General features: G+C 57.6%; 16 protein-coding genes. 10 read left to right on the plus strand and 6 right to left on the minus strand.

Annotated features, from left to right (window positions below; genetic code table 11):
• Positions 1-2 precede the first annotated feature (2 nt).
• Genes RMS95_RS00580 through RMS95_RS00600 form a run of 5 tightly spaced genes read right to left on the minus strand, consistent with a single transcriptional unit; the run spans position 3 to position 4,775 of the window.
• The gene (locus RMS95_RS00580; RefSeq protein ID WP_310642742.1) at positions 3-1,076 is read right to left on the minus strand and encodes a branched-chain amino acid ABC transporter permease; all 1,074 of its coding nucleotides are present in this window, start codon (positions 1,074-1,076) and stop codon (positions 3-5) included.
• Between the two features lie 12 nt (positions 1,077-1,088).
• Complete coding sequence (locus RMS95_RS00585; RefSeq protein ID WP_310642743.1) at positions 1,089-2,072, minus strand: branched-chain amino acid ABC transporter permease; 984 nt, start codon at positions 2,070-2,072, stop codon at positions 1,089-1,091.
• On the minus strand, positions 2,069-2,800 hold the full coding sequence (locus tag RMS95_RS00590) for an ABC transporter ATP-binding protein (protein ID WP_310642744.1): 732 nt from the start codon (positions 2,798-2,800) through the stop codon (positions 2,069-2,071). The genes RMS95_RS00585 and RMS95_RS00590 overlap by 4 nt, the downstream gene beginning before the upstream one ends.
• An 8-nt stretch (positions 2,801-2,808) precedes the next feature.
• On the minus strand, positions 2,809-3,579 hold the full coding sequence (locus RMS95_RS00595; protein WP_310642745.1) for an ABC transporter ATP-binding protein: 771 nt from the start codon (positions 3,577-3,579) through the stop codon (positions 2,809-2,811).
• The gene (locus RMS95_RS00600) at positions 3,579-4,775 is read right to left on the minus strand and encodes a substrate-binding domain-containing protein (protein WP_310642746.1); all 1,197 of its coding nucleotides are present in this window, start codon (positions 4,773-4,775) and stop codon (positions 3,579-3,581) included. The genes RMS95_RS00595 and RMS95_RS00600 overlap by 1 nt, the downstream gene beginning before the upstream one ends.
• Before the next feature lie 112 nt (positions 4,776-4,887).
• Here RMS95_RS00600 and RMS95_RS00605 point away from each other — a divergent pair, with 112 nt between their 5' ends.
• The gene (locus RMS95_RS00605; protein WP_310642747.1) at positions 4,888-5,643 is read left to right on the plus strand and encodes a 16S rRNA pseudouridine(516) synthase; all 756 of its coding nucleotides are present in this window, start codon (positions 4,888-4,890) and stop codon (positions 5,641-5,643) included.
• An 8-nt stretch (positions 5,644-5,651) separates the two neighbouring features.
• On the opposite strand, the gene RMS95_RS00610 is transcribed toward RMS95_RS00605, so the two are convergent.
• Positions 5,652-6,449, minus strand: coding sequence for an alpha/beta hydrolase (locus RMS95_RS00610; RefSeq protein ID WP_310642748.1), 798 nt, complete (start codon positions 6,447-6,449; stop codon positions 5,652-5,654).
• 88 nt (positions 6,450-6,537) lie between these two features.
• On the opposite strand from RMS95_RS00610, the gene RMS95_RS00615 reads away from it, so the two are divergent.
• The 9 genes from RMS95_RS00615 to ntrC all read left to right on the plus strand — a co-directional run bounded on the left by RMS95_RS00615 (position 6,538) and on the right by ntrC (position 15,967).
• The gene (locus tag RMS95_RS00615; RefSeq protein WP_405023343.1) at positions 6,538-7,512 is read left to right on the plus strand and encodes a YncE family protein; all 975 of its coding nucleotides are present in this window, start codon (positions 6,538-6,540) and stop codon (positions 7,510-7,512) included.
• 35 nt (positions 7,513-7,547) lie between these two features.
• On the plus strand, positions 7,548-8,333 hold the full coding sequence (locus RMS95_RS00620; RefSeq protein WP_310642775.1) for a polysaccharide deacetylase family protein: 786 nt from the start codon (positions 7,548-7,550) through the stop codon (positions 8,331-8,333).
• A complete protein-coding gene (locus tag RMS95_RS00625) occupies positions 8,321-9,301 on the plus strand; it encodes a sterol desaturase family protein (RefSeq protein WP_310642749.1) in 981 nt (326 codons plus the stop codon). Before RMS95_RS00620 ends, RMS95_RS00625 begins: the two co-directional genes overlap by 13 nt.
• Before the next feature lie 22 nt (positions 9,302-9,323).
• On the plus strand, positions 9,324-10,202 hold the full coding sequence (locus tag RMS95_RS00630; protein ID WP_310642750.1) for an EI24 domain-containing protein: 879 nt from the start codon (positions 9,324-9,326) through the stop codon (positions 10,200-10,202).
• Positions 10,171-11,022 (plus strand): molybdopterin-binding protein, encoded by an 852-nt coding sequence (locus RMS95_RS00635; protein WP_310642751.1) that lies wholly within the window; start codon positions 10,171-10,173, stop codon positions 11,020-11,022. Before RMS95_RS00630 ends, RMS95_RS00635 begins: the two co-directional genes overlap by 32 nt.
• A 237-nt stretch (positions 11,023-11,259) precedes the next feature.
• Positions 11,260-12,675, plus strand: a complete 1,416-nt coding sequence (gene glnA, locus RMS95_RS00640; RefSeq protein ID WP_310642752.1) for a type I glutamate--ammonia ligase — start codon at positions 11,260-11,262, stop codon at positions 12,673-12,675.
• An 86-nt stretch (positions 12,676-12,761) separates the two neighbouring features.
• Entirely contained in the window at positions 12,762-13,322 is a 561-nt protein-coding gene (locus RMS95_RS00645) for a hypothetical protein (RefSeq protein WP_310642753.1), read from the plus strand.
• The gene (gene glnL / locus RMS95_RS00650; protein WP_310642754.1) at positions 13,319-14,371 is read left to right on the plus strand and encodes a nitrogen regulation protein NR(II); all 1,053 of its coding nucleotides are present in this window, start codon (positions 13,319-13,321) and stop codon (positions 14,369-14,371) included. The genes RMS95_RS00645 and glnL overlap by 4 nt, the downstream gene beginning before the upstream one ends.
• A gap of 48 nt (positions 14,372-14,419) precedes the next feature.
• On the plus strand, positions 14,420-15,967 hold the full coding sequence (gene ntrC / locus RMS95_RS00655; protein WP_310642755.1) for a nitrogen regulation protein NR(I): 1,548 nt from the start codon (positions 14,420-14,422) through the stop codon (positions 15,965-15,967).
• Positions 15,968-15,991: the final 24 nt, after the last annotated feature.

Here is a 15,991-nt window from a genome sequence, read left to right on the forward strand (position 1 = left end):
GGTCAAGACTTTCTTAAACGGCCCGTGATGCCGGTCGGGAAGTGGTACACAGCCAGCACAAACAACAAGCCCAGCCACAGCAGCCAGCGGTCGGGTGAGAGCAGGGCGACCACGTAGCTCATGTCTTGTGCCAGCGGCCATTGGCTGGCGGCATCGTGGGCCACGCGCAGCAGGTCTTGCAAATAACTTTGCGCCACCATGAACAAGGCGGAGCCAATGGCCGCGCCGTACATGCTGCCCATGCCGCCGATCACCACGATCAGCAGCACGTCCATCATGACTTCGAAAGACAGCGACGTGTCGGGGCCGTTGTAGCGCAGCCAAAGTGCCAGCATGGCGCCTGCCACACACGCATACAAAGCCGAGATCACGCTGGAGAGCGTGCGGTACACCACCACGCGGTAGCCAATGGCTTCAGCGCGAAATTCGTTTTCTCGGATGGCTTGCAGCACGCGACCAAAGGGTGAGTTGACGATGCGCAGCAGCGACAGCAAGGCCAACAGCGCCACCACAAACAGCACGTAGTAGCAGAGCAAACGCCCATCGATGCTCACCCCTAAAAATGGGTCTTCTAAAAACTCAGTGCTGGGCGACAGCAACGCTGGGACATTGAAGGTCAAGCCGTCTTCGCCGCCTGTGAAGTCGGACAGTTGTGAGGCCAAGGTTTGAAAAGCTGCCGCGACAGCCAACGTGATCATGGCAAAGAAGATGGCCCGAACCCTGAGCGAGAACAACCCAATGGCCAAGGCCAGCAGTGCACTCAAGGCCAAGGCGCAGGCCAAGCCTGCCCACAAACCGGTCCATGTGGGCCCGAAGTGGGTGAGCGAGATGGCCAGCCCATAGGCGCCAATGCCAAAAAATAGGGTGTGGGCAAAGCTCACAATGCCGGTGTAGCCCAACAGCAAATCAAAGCTGGCCACCAGCACCACAAACACCAGCACCTTGGCCGCTACGTTCAGGGCTTTGACGCCTGGAAATAAAAAGGGTGAGAAGGCCAAGGCCAACAGCAAGCCGATCAACAGCGCCGCCAGCACACGGCTTCGGGGAAAGTCAGCAGACAGCCATCGGGTCAACATGAGGAACTTTCGTTAGCGGTTGGTGATGGGGTACACGCCTTGTGGGCGCCACAGCAGCACGGCCACCATCAAGGCGATGTTGGAGAACAAGGCCAACTTGGGAAACAAAAAACCGGTGTAGTTGGCCATCAAGCCCACCAACAAGGCACCAATCAAAGCGCCCAAAGTGGAGCCCAAGCCACCCATGATGATGACGATGAAGATCAGCACATTCACTTGCGCGCCCATTTGCGGCACCACGCTTTGCTGGTACATCCCCCACAACACACCGCCTAAGCCCGCGAGTGCGCTGCCCATCACGAACACGCCCACAAACAGACGCTGAATGCGATAGCCCAATGATTCCACCATCTCGCGGTCTTGCACCCCAGCTCGAATCAGCAAGCCCACCTTGGTGCGGTTGAGCAACCATGCCAAGCCTGCAAACACCATCAAGCCAATGACGACGGCAAACATGCGGTACTTTTCAATGGCGGCGTCACCGATCACCCATGCGCCGCGAAAACCTTCAGGCAGCGGCAGCGGAATTTGCTGCGGTCCCCAGATCACCTTGATCAGCTCTTCCCCCATGATCATGCCGCCCATGGTGATCAAGATTTGTTTCAAGTGCTGGCCGTACACCGGCTGCACGATGAAGCGTTCAAAAGCCAAACCCACGGCGGCTGCGACGGCCATCGCGACCAGCATGGCGGGTAGCACGGCGGCGAGGTTGAGCCACACATTGGCCGACTGCGTCCAGTTGCTCATGGCGCCCATCACGCTGGTGGCGACAAACGCGCCCAGTGCGATGAACACCCCATGACCAAAGTTGAGCACGTCCATCAAACCAAACACCAGTGTCAAGCCTGAGGCGATCACAAAAATGATCATGCCCATGGCCAAGCCCGCCACGGTCAGGGTCAGCCAGCTCGACGGGGAACCGATCAAGGGCAGCGCGATCAAGGCCAGCAGTGGCACCAGCAGCAAGGGTTTCAGGTCGAGTTCGGGCTGCTTCATAGGGCCAAGCCTAGGAGTTGGTGTTGTAAGTCGGTGTTGTCGCTCAGCGCTTGCATGGTGCCGGCGTGCACCACACGGCCGTTGTCCATCACCGCGACTTGGTCGCCCAAGCGTTGGGCAAAGCTCAGGTTTTGCTCGACCAGCAGCAAGGTCACACCGCTGGCCTTAAGTTGCGCAAACGCGTCAATCATGTTGTCAATGATGGCGGGTGCCAAGCCCTTGCTGGGCTCGTCCACGATCAGCAACTGGCGGGGCTCGACGATGGCGCGCGCCACCGCCAGCATTTGTTTTTGTCCGCCCGAGAGTTTGCCCGCGGGGTGATGCCAAAACTTCTCCACCGCGGGGAAGAGTTTGTAAATCCACGCCAAGCGCTGGGCATCCAAGTCTTGCGCCCGTCGCGCTTGACGCGCTGCCAGCAGCATGTTTTCTTGCACCGTGAGGTCCGCGAAAATGCCCATGTTTTCGGGCACATACGCCACGCCTTGTTGAGCGATGTCGGGGGTGTGGCTGGCGCTGATGTCTTGGCCATCCAGCGTGATGCGGCCCTGCGACGCGTGCCACAGGCCCATGATGGTGCGCAGTGTGGTTGTTTTGCCCGCGCCGTTGCGGCCTAGCAGCATGGTGAGTTGGCCACGCGGCACCGTCAAATTCACGCCATGCAAGATGTGATATGCCCCGATGTGGGTGTGCACGTCGGTGAGCGTGAGCATTGGCGTGGTGTGGGGCATGAGGTGTTTTAGACCGTGGTGTTGGGTGCACGTGAGCCCAAATAGGCTTCTTGCACGATGGGCGAGGCGATCACGTCGGCGGGCTCGCCATCGGCGACCAACTGGCCGTTGTGCAGCACGATGATGCGGTCGGCCAGTTCGCGCACCACGTCCATCTTGTGCTCGACCAACAGGATGGTTTTGGTTTTGTCCGCTTTCAAACGGCGAATCAAGTTCAAGATGACGGGCGCTTCATCGGCGCTCATGCCTGCTGTGGGTTCGTCAAACATGAAGACTTGGGGTTCCAACGCCATCAACAGCGCCACTTCTAACTTGCGTTGGTCGCCATGCGGCAAGCTGGCCACAGGGGCGTGGGCTTTGTCGTTCAGCGACACCTCGTGCAGCAGGGCTTGGGCGCGCTCGGTCAGCGCGGTGTGGTCGCTCCAGATGCTCCACAGGTTTAAGCCCTGGCGGTGCGGGCCAGCGCGGGTGGCCTGCACGGCCAAACGCACGTTTTCCAGCACACTCAGGTTGGGGAACAGGTTGGTCAGTTGAAAAGCACGGCCCAAGCCCGCATGGGTGCGGGCCGAAGCGCTCAAGCCCGAGAGATCTTGGCCGTTCAGCACCACACGGCCTTCGTTGGCCTTGAGTTGACCGGAGATCAGGTTGAAGTAGGTGGTTTTGCCTGCGCCGTTGGGCCCCACGATGGCGGTGAGCGTGCCCGGTGCAAAGCTGCACGAGACCGCGTTGACGGCCGTATGGCCGCCAAAGCGAATGGTCAGACCGTGGGTTTGCAGCATCAGCGCTTGTTGCGAACAGGCACTTGCATTTCTTCGGCGCGGATTTCGTGCACCAACTCAGGCACGCCCCAGTTGAACGCAGGGTCCACTTTGATTTTGAAGTGGTACATGCTCTGCATGGCTTGGTGGTCGGCGGCGCGGAAGGTCATTTTTCCCTTGGGGGTTTCAAAGTTCATGCCTTCCATGGTTTTGATCAAGGTGTTGGCGCGTGCATCGCCATTGCTGTTTTTCAGAGCGGTGACCACGGCCATGGCGGCAGAAAACCCGCCTGCCGTGAAGAAATCAGGCGGTGTTTTGAACTGGTTGTAATGGCGCGCCACCATGGCGTCGTTGGTGGCATTTTTGGGGATGCCGAAGTAGTAATACGTCGCCCCCTCCATGCCAGGGAAGTTTTTGTAGCTGGCCATGGCGGGCAGGATGTTGCCACCCGTGGCGATTTCGATGCCGTAGCGCTTCAAGTCGAGGTCAGCAATTTTGAAGGGGTTGCCAGCGCCCGCCCAGATGATGAAGATGACTTTGCGGCCCGGTTGATCTTTCAGTCGATCAATCAAACGCTGAGCGCCTGCGGTGAAGTCGGTGGTGTTGGTGGGCAAATACTCCTCGTGCACGACTTTGGCTTTTTTGATGGCGTCTTTGAACGCCTTCACCCCGTCACGGCCAAACGCATAGTCTTGGGCGAGGGTGGCGATGGTGACGCCAGTTTTGTCCATCGCCACCGCGTTGGCAATGGCATCTTGGCTGGAGTTGCGGCCTGTGCGGAAGATGTATTTGTTCCATTTTTCGCCGGTGATGGAGTCGGCGACAGCGGGTTCAACGATCAGGATTTTTTTGTACTCTTCAGCCACCGGCAACATGGCCAATGCCACGCCAGAAGAGGTAGGTCCCACGGCCAAATCGGCCTTGTCGTCGGAATACGCGGTGGCCAAGAGCGATTTGCCCAAATCGGGTTTGCCTTGGTCATCCTTTTCAATCACCACCAGTTTTTTGCCTGCGATGGTCATGCTGCCGCCTGTGGCGTAGTCCAAGCCCATCATGAAGCCGGTGGCCGTTTGTTTGCCATAGGCCTCTAGCGGGCCGGTTTTGCTGTAGACGTGGGCAATACGAATTTCTTGATTTTGTGCCCATGCCGTCGGCGCGCACAAGGCAGCGGCCAGTGAGGTGAAGGCGGTGAAAGCAAGCAATGGGCGGCGTTTCATGGTGTGACTCCTTGGGGCATGGGTAAGGCAAACTCGAAATTCATTGTAGGGATCGATTGGGGCGGTTCTGTGACGCGATGTTCACGCAAACGACAGCGTTTACGATTACAGGATGCAATTGCAAGAAATTTTGTACTCCCAAGGCTTTGGTACGCGCCGTATTTGCGCGGGTTTGATTCAGCAGGGCCATGTGCAGGTCGATTTAGGCCAAGGCCTCGTTGACTGCGACAACCACCTCGAAGACGTGGCCGTGAAAGAGGGCCTCATGTACGTGGTGCAGGGCATCGTTTGGCCCTATCACGAGAAGGCATATGTGCTGCTACACAAGCCTGCGGGCTACGAGTGCTCGCACAAGCCCTCGGCTTGGCCCAGCCTCTACACCTTGCTGCCGCCAGCCTTGCGTCAACGGCCACAAAAAAGCGCGGTGCAGGGCGTCCAAGCAGTGGGCCGCTTGGACCAAGACACCACGGGCATGCTGGTGCTGACCGACGACGGCCCCTTGATTCACCGCATGAGTTCACCCCGTCACCACGTGCCCAAGGTGTACGAAGTGACCACCGATGATCCGGTGGACGCCAAGCAAGTGCAGCGTTTGCTCGAGGGCGTGGTGTTGGACGATTCGCCCAAGCCCGTCAAAGCCGCCGCCTGCGAAGCCGTGGCCGAACACCACATGCGCTTGACGTTGACCGAGGGCAAGTACCACCAAGTCAAACGCATGTTGGCGGCGGTGGGCAACAAGGTGGTGGGTTTGCATCGCTCGCAAATCGGTGCTATGCCTTTGCCGGCTGATTTGGCACCGGGCAAGTGGCGTTGGATTTCTGAGGATGAGCTGAAGCTGTTGGCGACCAACAGTTTGACGTCCGCTTGATCTCGCCTTCAGGCCAGGTCGCGTAAAAAATCGGTGATCAAGGCCAGCGTCTGCGCTGGCTGATCGCGGTGCGGTGAATGGCCACAGGCGGGCAGGGCGTGTCTGCTCACAGAGGCGAACTGTGGCGCGATGTCTTCAATTTGCGCCAAGGTGCCGTAAGCATCGTCCACGCCTTGCAGGGCCAACACGGGGCAGCGGATGCCTTGGCATTCAGCCCGAATGTCAAAACTTTGAAACGCTGGCGACAGCCACACGTCGTTCCATTGCCAAAACGCCGTCTCCACATGCTTGTGAAATTTGGCCAAGCGTTCGCGCAGGTTGCCGTTCACATACGCGTCGCGCGCGGCTTCAATGGCGGTGATGGACACCGCTTCCACCTTCACATGCGGCGCCATGACGATGCAGGCGCTCAAGGCGTGGCGTGCGGCGTGCAGCAAAGCGATGGTGCCGCCGTCAGAGTGGCCCAGCAAGACGGGCGCTTGAATGTGCAGTGCTGCTAACAGTTCAGGCAGCACATGCCAAGCTTCGTGGTGCATGTAGTCGGGCGTCAGTGCGTTGGCGCCGCGCACATCGGCCATGTCTTCCGATTGGCCATAGCCGCGTCTTGAAAACACCACGCCCGCACGTCCTGTGGCTTGGCAGACCTGTTCAGGCCAAAAACCATCACGGGTGTGCCACATGGCGACCGAGCCCAAGCCTTCGTGCAAAAACACCAATGGGGCGCGATCTGGGCGGGTCTTGGCCTCTGGCGGCGCAGGGATACGCACCACTTCGAGGCGTGAATCTTTGAGTTGCATCAAATTCATGCGGACATATTAAGGCGGTGTCGGCGATTGCTGCAGGCGCGCTCGTTACACTTGAGACACGTTTTTCAAAGGTGTTTCCCCCGTGATTTTGTTTCAACGCGTGACGCAGGCCCTCGCGGCCGCACTGGTTTTGGCTTGCTTTTCAGCACAGGCAGCCAACCCAATTTTTGTGCTCAATTCACAAGACGCGAACGTCAGCGTGATTGACCCCACCACTTGGAAAGAAACCCAACGCATCGCCACGGGCAAAGAGCCGCATCACCTCTACCTCACGCCGGACGAAAAATCGGTCATCGTGGCCAATGCGGGCAGCGACTCGCTCACCTTCATCGACCCCCGTACTGCGCAAGTTCAGCACATGATTCGCGGCACTTTGGACCCGTATCAGCTGCGTTTTTCGCCGGATATGAAGTGGTTTGTGACGGTGGCCAACCGCCTCAACCACATCGATATTTACCGCTGGGACGGCAAAGAACTGACCTTGGCCAAGCGCATCCCGTCGGGCAAAACGCCCAGCCACATTTGGATTGACACCAAAAGCACCACGGCCTACGCCACCATGCAAGACAGCAATGAGTTGGTCGCGGTGGATTTGGCCACCCAAACCCTCAAATGGCGCGTCAAAACCGGCCAAATGCCCGCCGACGTGTTTGGCACGCCCGATGACAAACACCTGCTGGTGGGGCTGACAGGCGACGACCATGTGGAGGTGTATGACGTCACCGGCCCACAAGCGAAGTTGGTCAAAACCATTCCAACCGGCCAAGGTGCTCATGCCTTCCGCGCTTTGGGCGATGGCCGCCATGTGTTCGTGGGCAACCGTGTCGCCAACACCATCAACAAGATCGACTACACCACGCTGACCTCGGTGGCGCAGTTCAAAGCACCAGGCGGTCCAGACTGCATGGAAGTGACGGCAGACGGCAAGCTGCTGCTGGTGTCCTCGCGTTGGATCAAAAAAGTCAGCGTGATTGACCTGAGCAACGGCCAGTTGTTGCGCCAAGTGAACGTGGGCAAATCGCCCCACGGCATTTGGACCTTGGACCACGCCAAACGCTTTTAAACCGCATGTTTTTTAACCAAGCCTCGCGCCATGGCATGCCCAGTTGTGTGCGCCATGGGCTGTCGGGGTTTTGGGCCGTTTTGATCTCGGCCAGTGCGACCGCCCACGCCGCCGCGCCTTGCAACAAACCGCTTTACCTCACGTTTGACACCGGTCACATGGGCGTGGCGCCTTTGATTGCTGAGGTGTTGCAGCGCCAGAATGTCAAAGTCACTTTTTTTGCGGCCAACGAGCCCACACAAGAGGGCGACGGTACTTTGGGCGAGCATTGGGCCAGCTGGTGGCGTGCGCGTGGCGCTGAAGGCCATGCGTTTGCCTCGCACACTTTTGACCATGTGTATTGGCGCGCGGATGCTGGGCATGGCACTTGGCAGATGCGTCCCAGCGCGGGCCCCAACAAGGGCAAAACAGAGATTTGGAACAGCCAGCGCTATTGCGCTGAATTGCAACGCGCCAACACCCGTTTGCAACAGTTGACGGGCCAAACCCCGTTGCCTTTGTTCCGTGCGCCTGGCGGTAAAACATCCCCTTCGTTGCTGGCCGCAGCCAAGCAATGCGGCTTCGCGCATGTGGGCTGGGCGGATGCAGGCTTCTTGGGCGATGAGTTGCCCAGCGACAAGTACCCCAATGCGATGTTGTTGCAGCGCGCGCTGAACAAGGTGCGATCTGGCGATATTTTGATGGCGCATTTGGGCATTTGGTCACGCCAAGACCCATGGGCGCCTGCGGTGTTGGAGCCGCTGATTGAAGGCCTCAAAGCCAAAGGGTTTTGTTTTGCGACCTTGCCTTCGCATCCACAATTCAAGACATGGACACGCTGACCGATCTTTTCGCCGCCGCACAAGCCGCTTTGTACGAAGGTGTGATGCAGCCCTTGGCATTTGCACTGGGGCTGGGCAACCGCTTAGAAGATTTGTTCGATGGCACGGGTTGGTTGCTGGTGGGCTTGTTGCAAATCGCCGTCATGGTGGCGGTGATCGGCCCCCTGCAACGCTGGCGTCCTGCAGAGGCTGAAGCCCCAGCCAGTGCGGTGCGCACCGATGTGATTTACACCATGATTCATCGTTTGGGGCTGTTTCGCATCGCCTTGTTTTTCACCGTCGAGCCCGTGTTGGACGACTGGATGGGCTTGCTGCGCACCCAAGGCGTGGGCTCTTTCCATTTAGACAGCCTGTGGCCCGGCGTGACCGATGGCCCGTGGGCCAGCTTTTTGATCTATTGGCTGGCTTTTGACTTTTTGAATTACTGGCTGCACCGCGCTCAGCACCAGTGGCATTGGTGGTGGGCGCTGCATGCCGTACATCACTCGCAGCGCCACATGACGCAGTGGACCGACAACCGCAACCACTTGTTGGACGACCTCATCAGTGCTGTGGTGTGGGTGCTGGTGGCGCAGGTGGTGGGCATTGCGCCCAGTCAGTTTGTGGCGGTGGTGGCCCTCACGCAGCTGAGCGAGAACTTCCAGCACGCCAACTTGCGCGTGAGCTTTGGCAAATGGGGCGAGCGTTTGTGGGTCAGCCCGCGCTTTCACAGGCTTCACCACGCCATTGGTTTGGGGCATGAAACCCAGCAAAACGCGAAGGTGGTTTTGGGAGGGCACAACTTTGGCGTGCTCTTGCCATGGTGGGATATGTTGTTTGGCACCGCCGATTTCTCAGAGCGTTTTGAGGCGACGGGCATTCGTGATCAAGTGGAACAAGGCGTGGATTACGGTGATGGCTTTTGGGCTCAGCAGCGCCTAGGGTTGTCACGGTTGCTGGCTGTTTTGAAAGGCAACACCGGAAACTGACCGCCTCGGTTATGCTTTTCCAATGCGATTGTTTTTAGATTCTTTCTGGCGCGCTCTGGCTTATTGCCTGATGCCGCGCGTGATGCTGCTGTCTTTGCTGCCCTTGGTCATGTTGTTGGCGCTGACGTTGAGCTTGGGGTACTTTTACTGGCAGCCCACCCAAGACTGGGTGCGCGGCATGTTGGACTCATGGCAAATGCTGCAAAGCATGATGGATTGGCTGCAAGCGCGTGGCGCAGGCGGCTTGCAGAGTGTGATGGTTCAGTTGGTGATTATTTTTGCCATCACGCCTGTGCTGGTGATCGTCTCGTTGTTGGCCGTGTCTTTGATGATGTCGCCGGCCTTGGTGAATCTGGTGGTGGATCGCCGCTTTCAGCATCTGTCACGCAAACAAGGCGGCACGATGCTCAGCAGCTTGATGTGGACCCTTGGCTACACCTTGGCCGCGATGCTGGCTATGCTGATTTCCTTGCCTTTGTGGGTTGTGCCACCTCTGATGTTTGTGGTGCCTCCCTTGATTTGGGGCTGGTTGAGTTATCGCGTCATGGTGTACGACGCATTGCTGGCGCACGCCAGCCGTGAAGAGCGCCTCACGATTGGCCGCCGCCATCGTGGATGGTTGCTGTTGATGGGGGTGCTGACGGGCTACATGGGGGCTTTGCCCAGCATGGTGTGGGCGTCGGGGGCTTTTTTTGCGGCCGCTTTTGTGGTGCTGGTGCCTTTGGCCATTTGGATTTATGCCTTGGTCTTCGCTTTCACATCCTTGTGGTTCACCCACTACAGCTTGGCGGCGTTGGAAAGTCTGAGGGCGGAGTCGGACTTTGTGGTGGTCGGCGCCTCCGAACCGCTGCCCGCGCTAGCATTGCAGGATGAACCACACGCCATACCCCCTGTCGTCTGACACGCGCCCCGAATTTGGTCTGATCATCGTCGGTGATGAAATCTTGTCTGGCAAGCGTGCCGACAAGCACATGCCCAAAGCCATTGAGTTGTTGTCTGCACGCGGCCTCACGCTCGAGTGGGCCGATTACGTGGGCGACTCGCCCGAACGCATCACCCGCACCTTGGCCAGAGCGTTTGAGAGTCACAGCATCGTGTTTTCGTGCGGTGGCATTGGCGCCACGCCGGACGACCACACCCGCCAATGTGCGGCCCGTGCTTTGGGCGTGGACCTTGAGTTGCACCCCCAAGCCGAAGCCTTGATTCGCGAGCGCATGCAAGACACGGCCAAAGAGCAGGGCATCCCTTACGAGCCTGATCGCGCGGACAACGTGCATCGCCTGAACATGGGTGTGTTCCCCAAAGGGGCGAGCATCATTCCCAATCCGTACAACAAGATTCCGGGGTTCACCTGCCATGGCCAAGGTGGCGGCACGGTGCACTTTGTACCGGGCTTTCCGGTCATGGCTTGGCCCATGATGGCGTGGGTGTTGGACACTTATTACGCCCATTTGTTCCAACATGAAGCGTGGATTGAAAAATCAGTGGTCGTGTACGGCTCTATGGAAGCTACGTTGACGCCATTGATGGAAACCTTGGAGCGCGAGCATGCGGGCATCAAGGTGTTCAGTTTGCCGAGCGTGGATCACCCTGTGCATGGCCGCCACATTGAATTGGGCGTTAAGGGGGCACCGGCGCAAGTGGCGCTGGCTTATCCAGCCTTGTTGGCAGGCTTGCAACCCTTTGGCGTTCAATTAGGCCCAGAATTGGTGCGCCCCTGAGGTTGCTTTGTTTTGGTGCATTATTTTTCGATTTGCACCAGTAAGGTGCATTTTGTTTGCTGCTTTTTGTGCGCCAAACTGTTGACTTGTGCCTGAGTCTGCGCGAACTCAGTGCAAAATAAGCGACTTCATGGGGGCGTGCATGTGTCGGTCGAGTTATCTATAACTTGGCACAGAAACTGCATTCCCAAACCTCGAAACACTTTTTAACCCAACCTACCCTAGCAGGAGAACTTGATGGCCAAGACCGTCGCAGACGTAATCAAAATGGTGAAAGAGAACGAAGTTAAATTCGTGGACTTCCGTTTCACCGACACCCGTGGCAAGTGGCAGCACATCACTGCGCCCGTGTCGCAGTTTGACGAAAGCAAGTTCGAAGAAGGTCAAGCGTTTGACGGTTCTTCTATCGCAGGTTGGAAAGGCATTGAAGCCTCTGACATGTTGTTGATGCCTGATCCCAACAGCGCCATCATCGACCCTTTCTTTGAAGAAGTTACCTTGGTCTTGATCTGCGACGTGATCGAACCCACAGACGGCAAAGCCTACGAGCGTGATCCACGTTCGATCGCCAAGCGCGCTGAGTCTTTCCTCAAGCAGTCTGGCATCGGCGATACCGCCTACTTCGGTCCAGAGCCAGAGTTCTTCTTGTTCGACGAAGTGCGTTGGAGCACGGAGCCGAACAACACGTTCTACGCCATCAACGAATACGAAGCCCCTTGGAACAGCGGCGAGAAAATCGAAGGTGGCAACCGTGGTCACCGTAACCGCGTCAAAGGCGGCTATTTCCCAGTGCCTCCCGTCGACAGCACACACGACATGCGCAGCGAAATGTCGTTGTTGCTCGAGTCCGTGGGTATCCCTGTCGAAGTGCACCACCACGAAGTGGCTGGCGCGGGTCAATGTGAAATCGGTACACGCTTCTCAACCTTGGTTGAGCGTGCTGACTGGACATTGCTGCAAAAGTACGTGATCCACAACGTGGCCAACGCTTATGGCAAAACTGCCACATTCATGCCCAAGCCTTACGCTGGCGACAACGGTTCTGGCATGCACGTTCACCAGTCCATCTGGAAAGACGGCAAGAACTTGTTCGCAGGCACTGGCTACGCTGGTTTGTCTGACCTGGCCCTGTACTACATCGGCGGCATCATCAAGCACGCCCGTGCTTTGAACGCCATCACCAACCCAGGTACCAACAGCTACAAGCGTTTGGTGCCTCACTTCGAAGCTCCTGTGAAATTGGCTTACTCGGCCAAGAACCGCTCTGCTTCGATCCGTATCCCTAACGTCGCCAGCGACAAGGGCCGCCGTGTGGAAGCTCGTTTCCCAGATCCATTGTGCAACCCTTACCTCGGCTTCGCAGCCTTGTTGATGGCTGGTTTGGACGGTATCGAGAACAAGATCCACCCAGGCGAAGCAGCGACCAAAGACTTGTACCACCTCCCTCCAGAGGAAGACAAGTTGGTGCCAACCGTGTGTTCTAGCTTGGACCAAGCTTTGGACGCATTGAACGCAGACCGCGCCTTCTTGACCAAAGGCGGCGTGTTCACCGACTCGTGGATCGACTCTTACATCGAATTGAAGATGCAAGAAGTGACCCGCAGCCGCGTGGAAGTGTCTCCTGTCGAATACGACATGTACTACTCGCTGTAATTCGTTACAACGGTAGACACACGAAAAGGACGGCGCGAGCCGTCCTTTTTTGTTTCAATCGTGACTGTTTTTCAATTTGGGCTGACATGACCTGTATTGCATTGCGCCGTTGGTTGCTCAGATGTGTGAGTCTGCGTTTGGGCTTTGTGGTGGCCCTGTGCGCGGTCCAAGTCGCGCTGGCCGAGTCGCCGCGCGTGTTTCGTTGCGGCAATGTGTATACCAATCAACCGATCCCCCATCAAAATTGCAAACCTTTGACGGGTGGCAATGTCACCGTGATTGAAGGCACGCAAGTGCAGACCTCTGTGACACCCACCGCCATCGGCTCAACCGTCGCCCCATCGACTACCGCAACCGCAAGCGCCTATAAAGTCGAATCTCAAGCGCAACGCCAGCGCGATGTCCAAGCCAGCGTGCTGTTGCAAACGGAGCTGCAAAAAGCCCAAGCGCGTCATGCCGAACTGCTTCGTTTGTGGAACAACGGTGAGCCTGAGCGTCAGGCCGATGAACAGCGACAACCCCAAAAATACCAAGAGCGTGTGACCCAGTTGCGCATCGCCTTGCAACGCAGCGAAGCCGATGTGGCTGGTCTGCAGCGTGAACTGGCGCGCTTGCCTGTTACCCCAGTTGGAACCACCCCACCATGACACCTACTTCACACATGTTTGATCTGCTCGCCACCCTCGTCGCCATTGTGCGAATTGATGGCGTGGTGGTGTTCGCCAACGCCGCACTCGAAGACGTGATGGGGCTGTCACGTCGCAACATCGAAGGCACGCCGCTGTCGTCTTACTTCACCGAAACACAGGCCTTAGAGAACGCATTGCAGGGCGCGCAAACCAACGCCTTTGCCGCCTTGCGTTACGACGCGCATTTGCGCCGTCCGAACCAAGACCCACTGCCCGTGCACGTCATCGTGGCGCCCAGTGATCGTGCCGATGAAGTGCTCGTGGAGTTGTTGCCTTTGGAGCAACAAACTCGCCAAGACCGTGAAGAACGCCTGATCGACCAAGCCCAAGCCAACAAAGAGCTGATTCGCAACCTCGCCCACGAAATCAAAAATCCTTTGGGCGGCATTCGTGGCGCGGCGCAGTTGCTGCAAATGGAAGTCGAAAGCCGCGATTTGATTGAATACACCCAAGTCATCATTCACGAAGCCGACCGCTTGCAGGTGTTGGTCGACCGTTTGCTGGCACCGCACCGTCGCCCGCACGTGGTGGGTGATGTCAACATCCACGAGGTGTGCGAGCGTGTGCGCAGTTTGATCTTGGCCGAGTTCCCCAAAGGCTTGCGGGTGGTTCGCGACTATGACACGTCCATCCCCGAGTTGCGTGGGGACCGCGAACAGCTGATTCAAGCGGTGCTCAACATCGTTCACAACGCAGCCCAAGCCTTGGTGGAGCGTGTTGCCACCGGCGATGCTGAGATCGTTTTGCGCACCCGCATCAACCGACAAGTCACTTTCAGCAAACAACGCTACCGGTTGGCACTGGAATTGCATGTGATAGACAACGGGCCCGGCATTCCGGAAGAAATCAAGGACAGGTTGTTCTTTCCCTTGGTTTCTGGACGAGATGGCGGATCAGGCTTGGGGCTGAATTTGGCACAAACTTTTGTGCAACAGCACCACGGTCTGATTGAGTGCGACAGCGTGGTGGGACGTACAGATTTCAAAATCTTGATCCCGCTACCCTGAACGCCAGACCCACGGCCCATTGATGAATTTTGAGAAAGTAGCGCTGACATGAAACCGATTTGGATTGTGGATGACGACCAGTCAATTCGCTTCGTGCTGGAGAAGGCGCTGCTGCGCGAGAACATGCCCACGCGCAGCTTCACCAACCCACGCGAAGTGTTGCAAGCACTCGATGCTGCAGGGCCCGACGAAGGCCCGCAAGTCTTGGTCAGCGACATCCGCATGCCGGGCGGGTCGGGGCTAGATTTGTTGGGCAAAGTCAAAGAGCGTTTGCCTGCTTTGCCCGTCATCATCATGACGGCGTTTTCAGACTTAGACAGTGCTGTTTCTGCCTTTCAAGGCGGTGCCTTTGAGTATTTGCCCAAGCCCTTTGACCTGCCCAAAGCCGTGGAGTTGATCCGCCGTGCGGTGGACGAAAGTCAACGCGAGCAAGCCCAAATTGAGTTGCAAGACGCCACCCCTGAAATGCTGGGCCAAGCGCCCGCGATGCAAGATGTGTTTCGCGCCATTGGCCGATTGAGCCAGAGCAATGTCACGGTGATGATCACGGGCGAAAGCGGCTCCGGCAAAGAACTGGTTGCCCGTGCCCTGCACAAGCACTCGCCACGCGGCGATGCGGGCAACAAAGGTCCGTTTGTCGCTATCAACACGGCAGCCATTCCGAAAGATTTGCTGGAAAGCGAATTGTTTGGGCACGAACGTGGTGCATTCACCGGCGCCCAAACCACACGCCGTGGCCGCTTCGAACAAGCCGAAGGCGGCACCTTGTTTTTGGATGAAATCGGCGACATGCCGTTTGACTTGCAAACCCGTTTGTTGCGCGTTTTGAGCGATGGCAATTACTACCGTGTCGGCGGCCACAGCGCCATCAAAGCCAATGTACGTGTGATTGCCGCGACCCATCAAGATTTGGAAAAACGCGTCAAAGATGGCGTGTTTCGTGAAGATTTGTTTCACCGCCTGAACGTCATTCGCTTGCGATTGCCCGCTTTGCGTGAGCGCCGTGAAGACATCCCAGCGCTGACGCGCCACTTTTTGCAGCAGAGTGCACAACAATTGGGCGTGGAGTCCAAACGTATCTCCGATTTGGCGCAGAACGTGTTGAACCAGTTCAACTTTCCCGGCAACGTGCGTCAGTTAGAGAACATTTGCCACTGGTTGACCGTGATGGCGCCCGCGCAGGTGATCGAGCCCAAAGATTTGCCGCCTGAAGTGCAAGGTGAGGGGGTTGACGTCGCGGTGCATGTGGGACAGGACACGGCAGCGGTCGCGATGAGCCACAACAGTCCCGCAACAGCCGAGTTGCCCAAGCCTTTGGCGCCTGTTTCAAGTGCATCGGACAGCGGATCTACCGCCCCTGTGGTGTTGAACATGCCGGGTGCCGATTGGGAGCAAGGCTTGGAAGCTGAAGCCATGAGCTTGCTCGTGGCAGGGCGTACGGATGTGTGGGATGTGTTGGTGAATCGGTTCGAGGCGCGGTTGATTCAAACTGCGTTGGTGAACACGCGTGGACGTCGTATAGAGGCTGCCCAGAAATTGGGCATTGGCCGCAACACCATCACCCGAAAAATTCAAGAATTAGGTCTCGATGATTGACTAGGTCCTCAAGCGAGTCGCGGC

This window comes from Limnohabitans sp. (genome assembly GCF_031539175.1).
Lineage (GTDB): Bacteria > Pseudomonadota > Gammaproteobacteria > Burkholderiales > Burkholderiaceae_C > Limnohabitans.

Excerpts from the sequence above, each read along its gene's own strand:
- RMS95_RS00630 (WP_310642750.1), top strand. The coding sequence starts at position 9,324 with ATGCGATTGTTTTTAGATTCTTTCTGGCGCGCTCTGGCTTATTGCCTG.
- glnL (WP_310642754.1), top strand. The coding sequence starts at position 13,319 with ATGACACCTACTTCACACATGTTTGATCTGCTCGCCACCCTCGTCGCC.
- RMS95_RS00645 (WP_310642753.1), top strand. The coding sequence starts at position 12,762 with ATGACCTGTATTGCATTGCGCCGTTGGTTGCTCAGATGTGTGAGTCTG.
- RMS95_RS00610 (WP_310642748.1), bottom strand. The coding sequence starts at position 6,449 with ATGAATTTGATGCAACTCAAAGATTCACGCCTCGAAGTGGTGCGTATC.
- RMS95_RS00585 (WP_310642743.1), bottom strand. The coding sequence starts at position 2,072 with ATGAAGCAGCCCGAACTCGACCTGAAACCCTTGCTGCTGGTGCCACTG.
- glnA (WP_310642752.1), top strand. The coding sequence starts at position 11,260 with ATGGCCAAGACCGTCGCAGACGTAATCAAAATGGTGAAAGAGAACGAA.
- RMS95_RS00600 (WP_310642746.1), bottom strand. The coding sequence starts at position 4,775 with ATGAAACGCCGCCCATTGCTTGCTTTCACCGCCTTCACCTCACTGGCC.
- RMS95_RS00620 (WP_310642775.1), top strand. The coding sequence starts at position 7,548 with ATGCCCAGTTGTGTGCGCCATGGGCTGTCGGGGTTTTGGGCCGTTTTG.
- RMS95_RS00605 (WP_310642747.1), top strand. The coding sequence starts at position 4,888 with ATGCAATTGCAAGAAATTTTGTACTCCCAAGGCTTTGGTACGCGCCGT.
- RMS95_RS00635 (WP_310642751.1), top strand. The coding sequence starts at position 10,171 with ATGAACCACACGCCATACCCCCTGTCGTCTGACACGCGCCCCGAATTT.
- RMS95_RS00595 (WP_310642745.1), bottom strand. The coding sequence starts at position 3,579 with ATGCTGCAAACCCACGGTCTGACCATTCGCTTTGGCGGCCATACGGCC.
- RMS95_RS00580 (WP_310642742.1), bottom strand. The coding sequence starts at position 1,076 with ATGTTGACCCGATGGCTGTCTGCTGACTTTCCCCGAAGCCGTGTGCTG.
- ntrC (WP_310642755.1), top strand. The coding sequence starts at position 14,420 with ATGAAACCGATTTGGATTGTGGATGACGACCAGTCAATTCGCTTCGTG.
- RMS95_RS00625 (WP_310642749.1), top strand. The coding sequence starts at position 8,321 with ATGGACACGCTGACCGATCTTTTCGCCGCCGCACAAGCCGCTTTGTAC.
- RMS95_RS00590 (WP_310642744.1), bottom strand. The coding sequence starts at position 2,800 with ATGCCCCACACCACGCCAATGCTCACGCTCACCGACGTGCACACCCAC.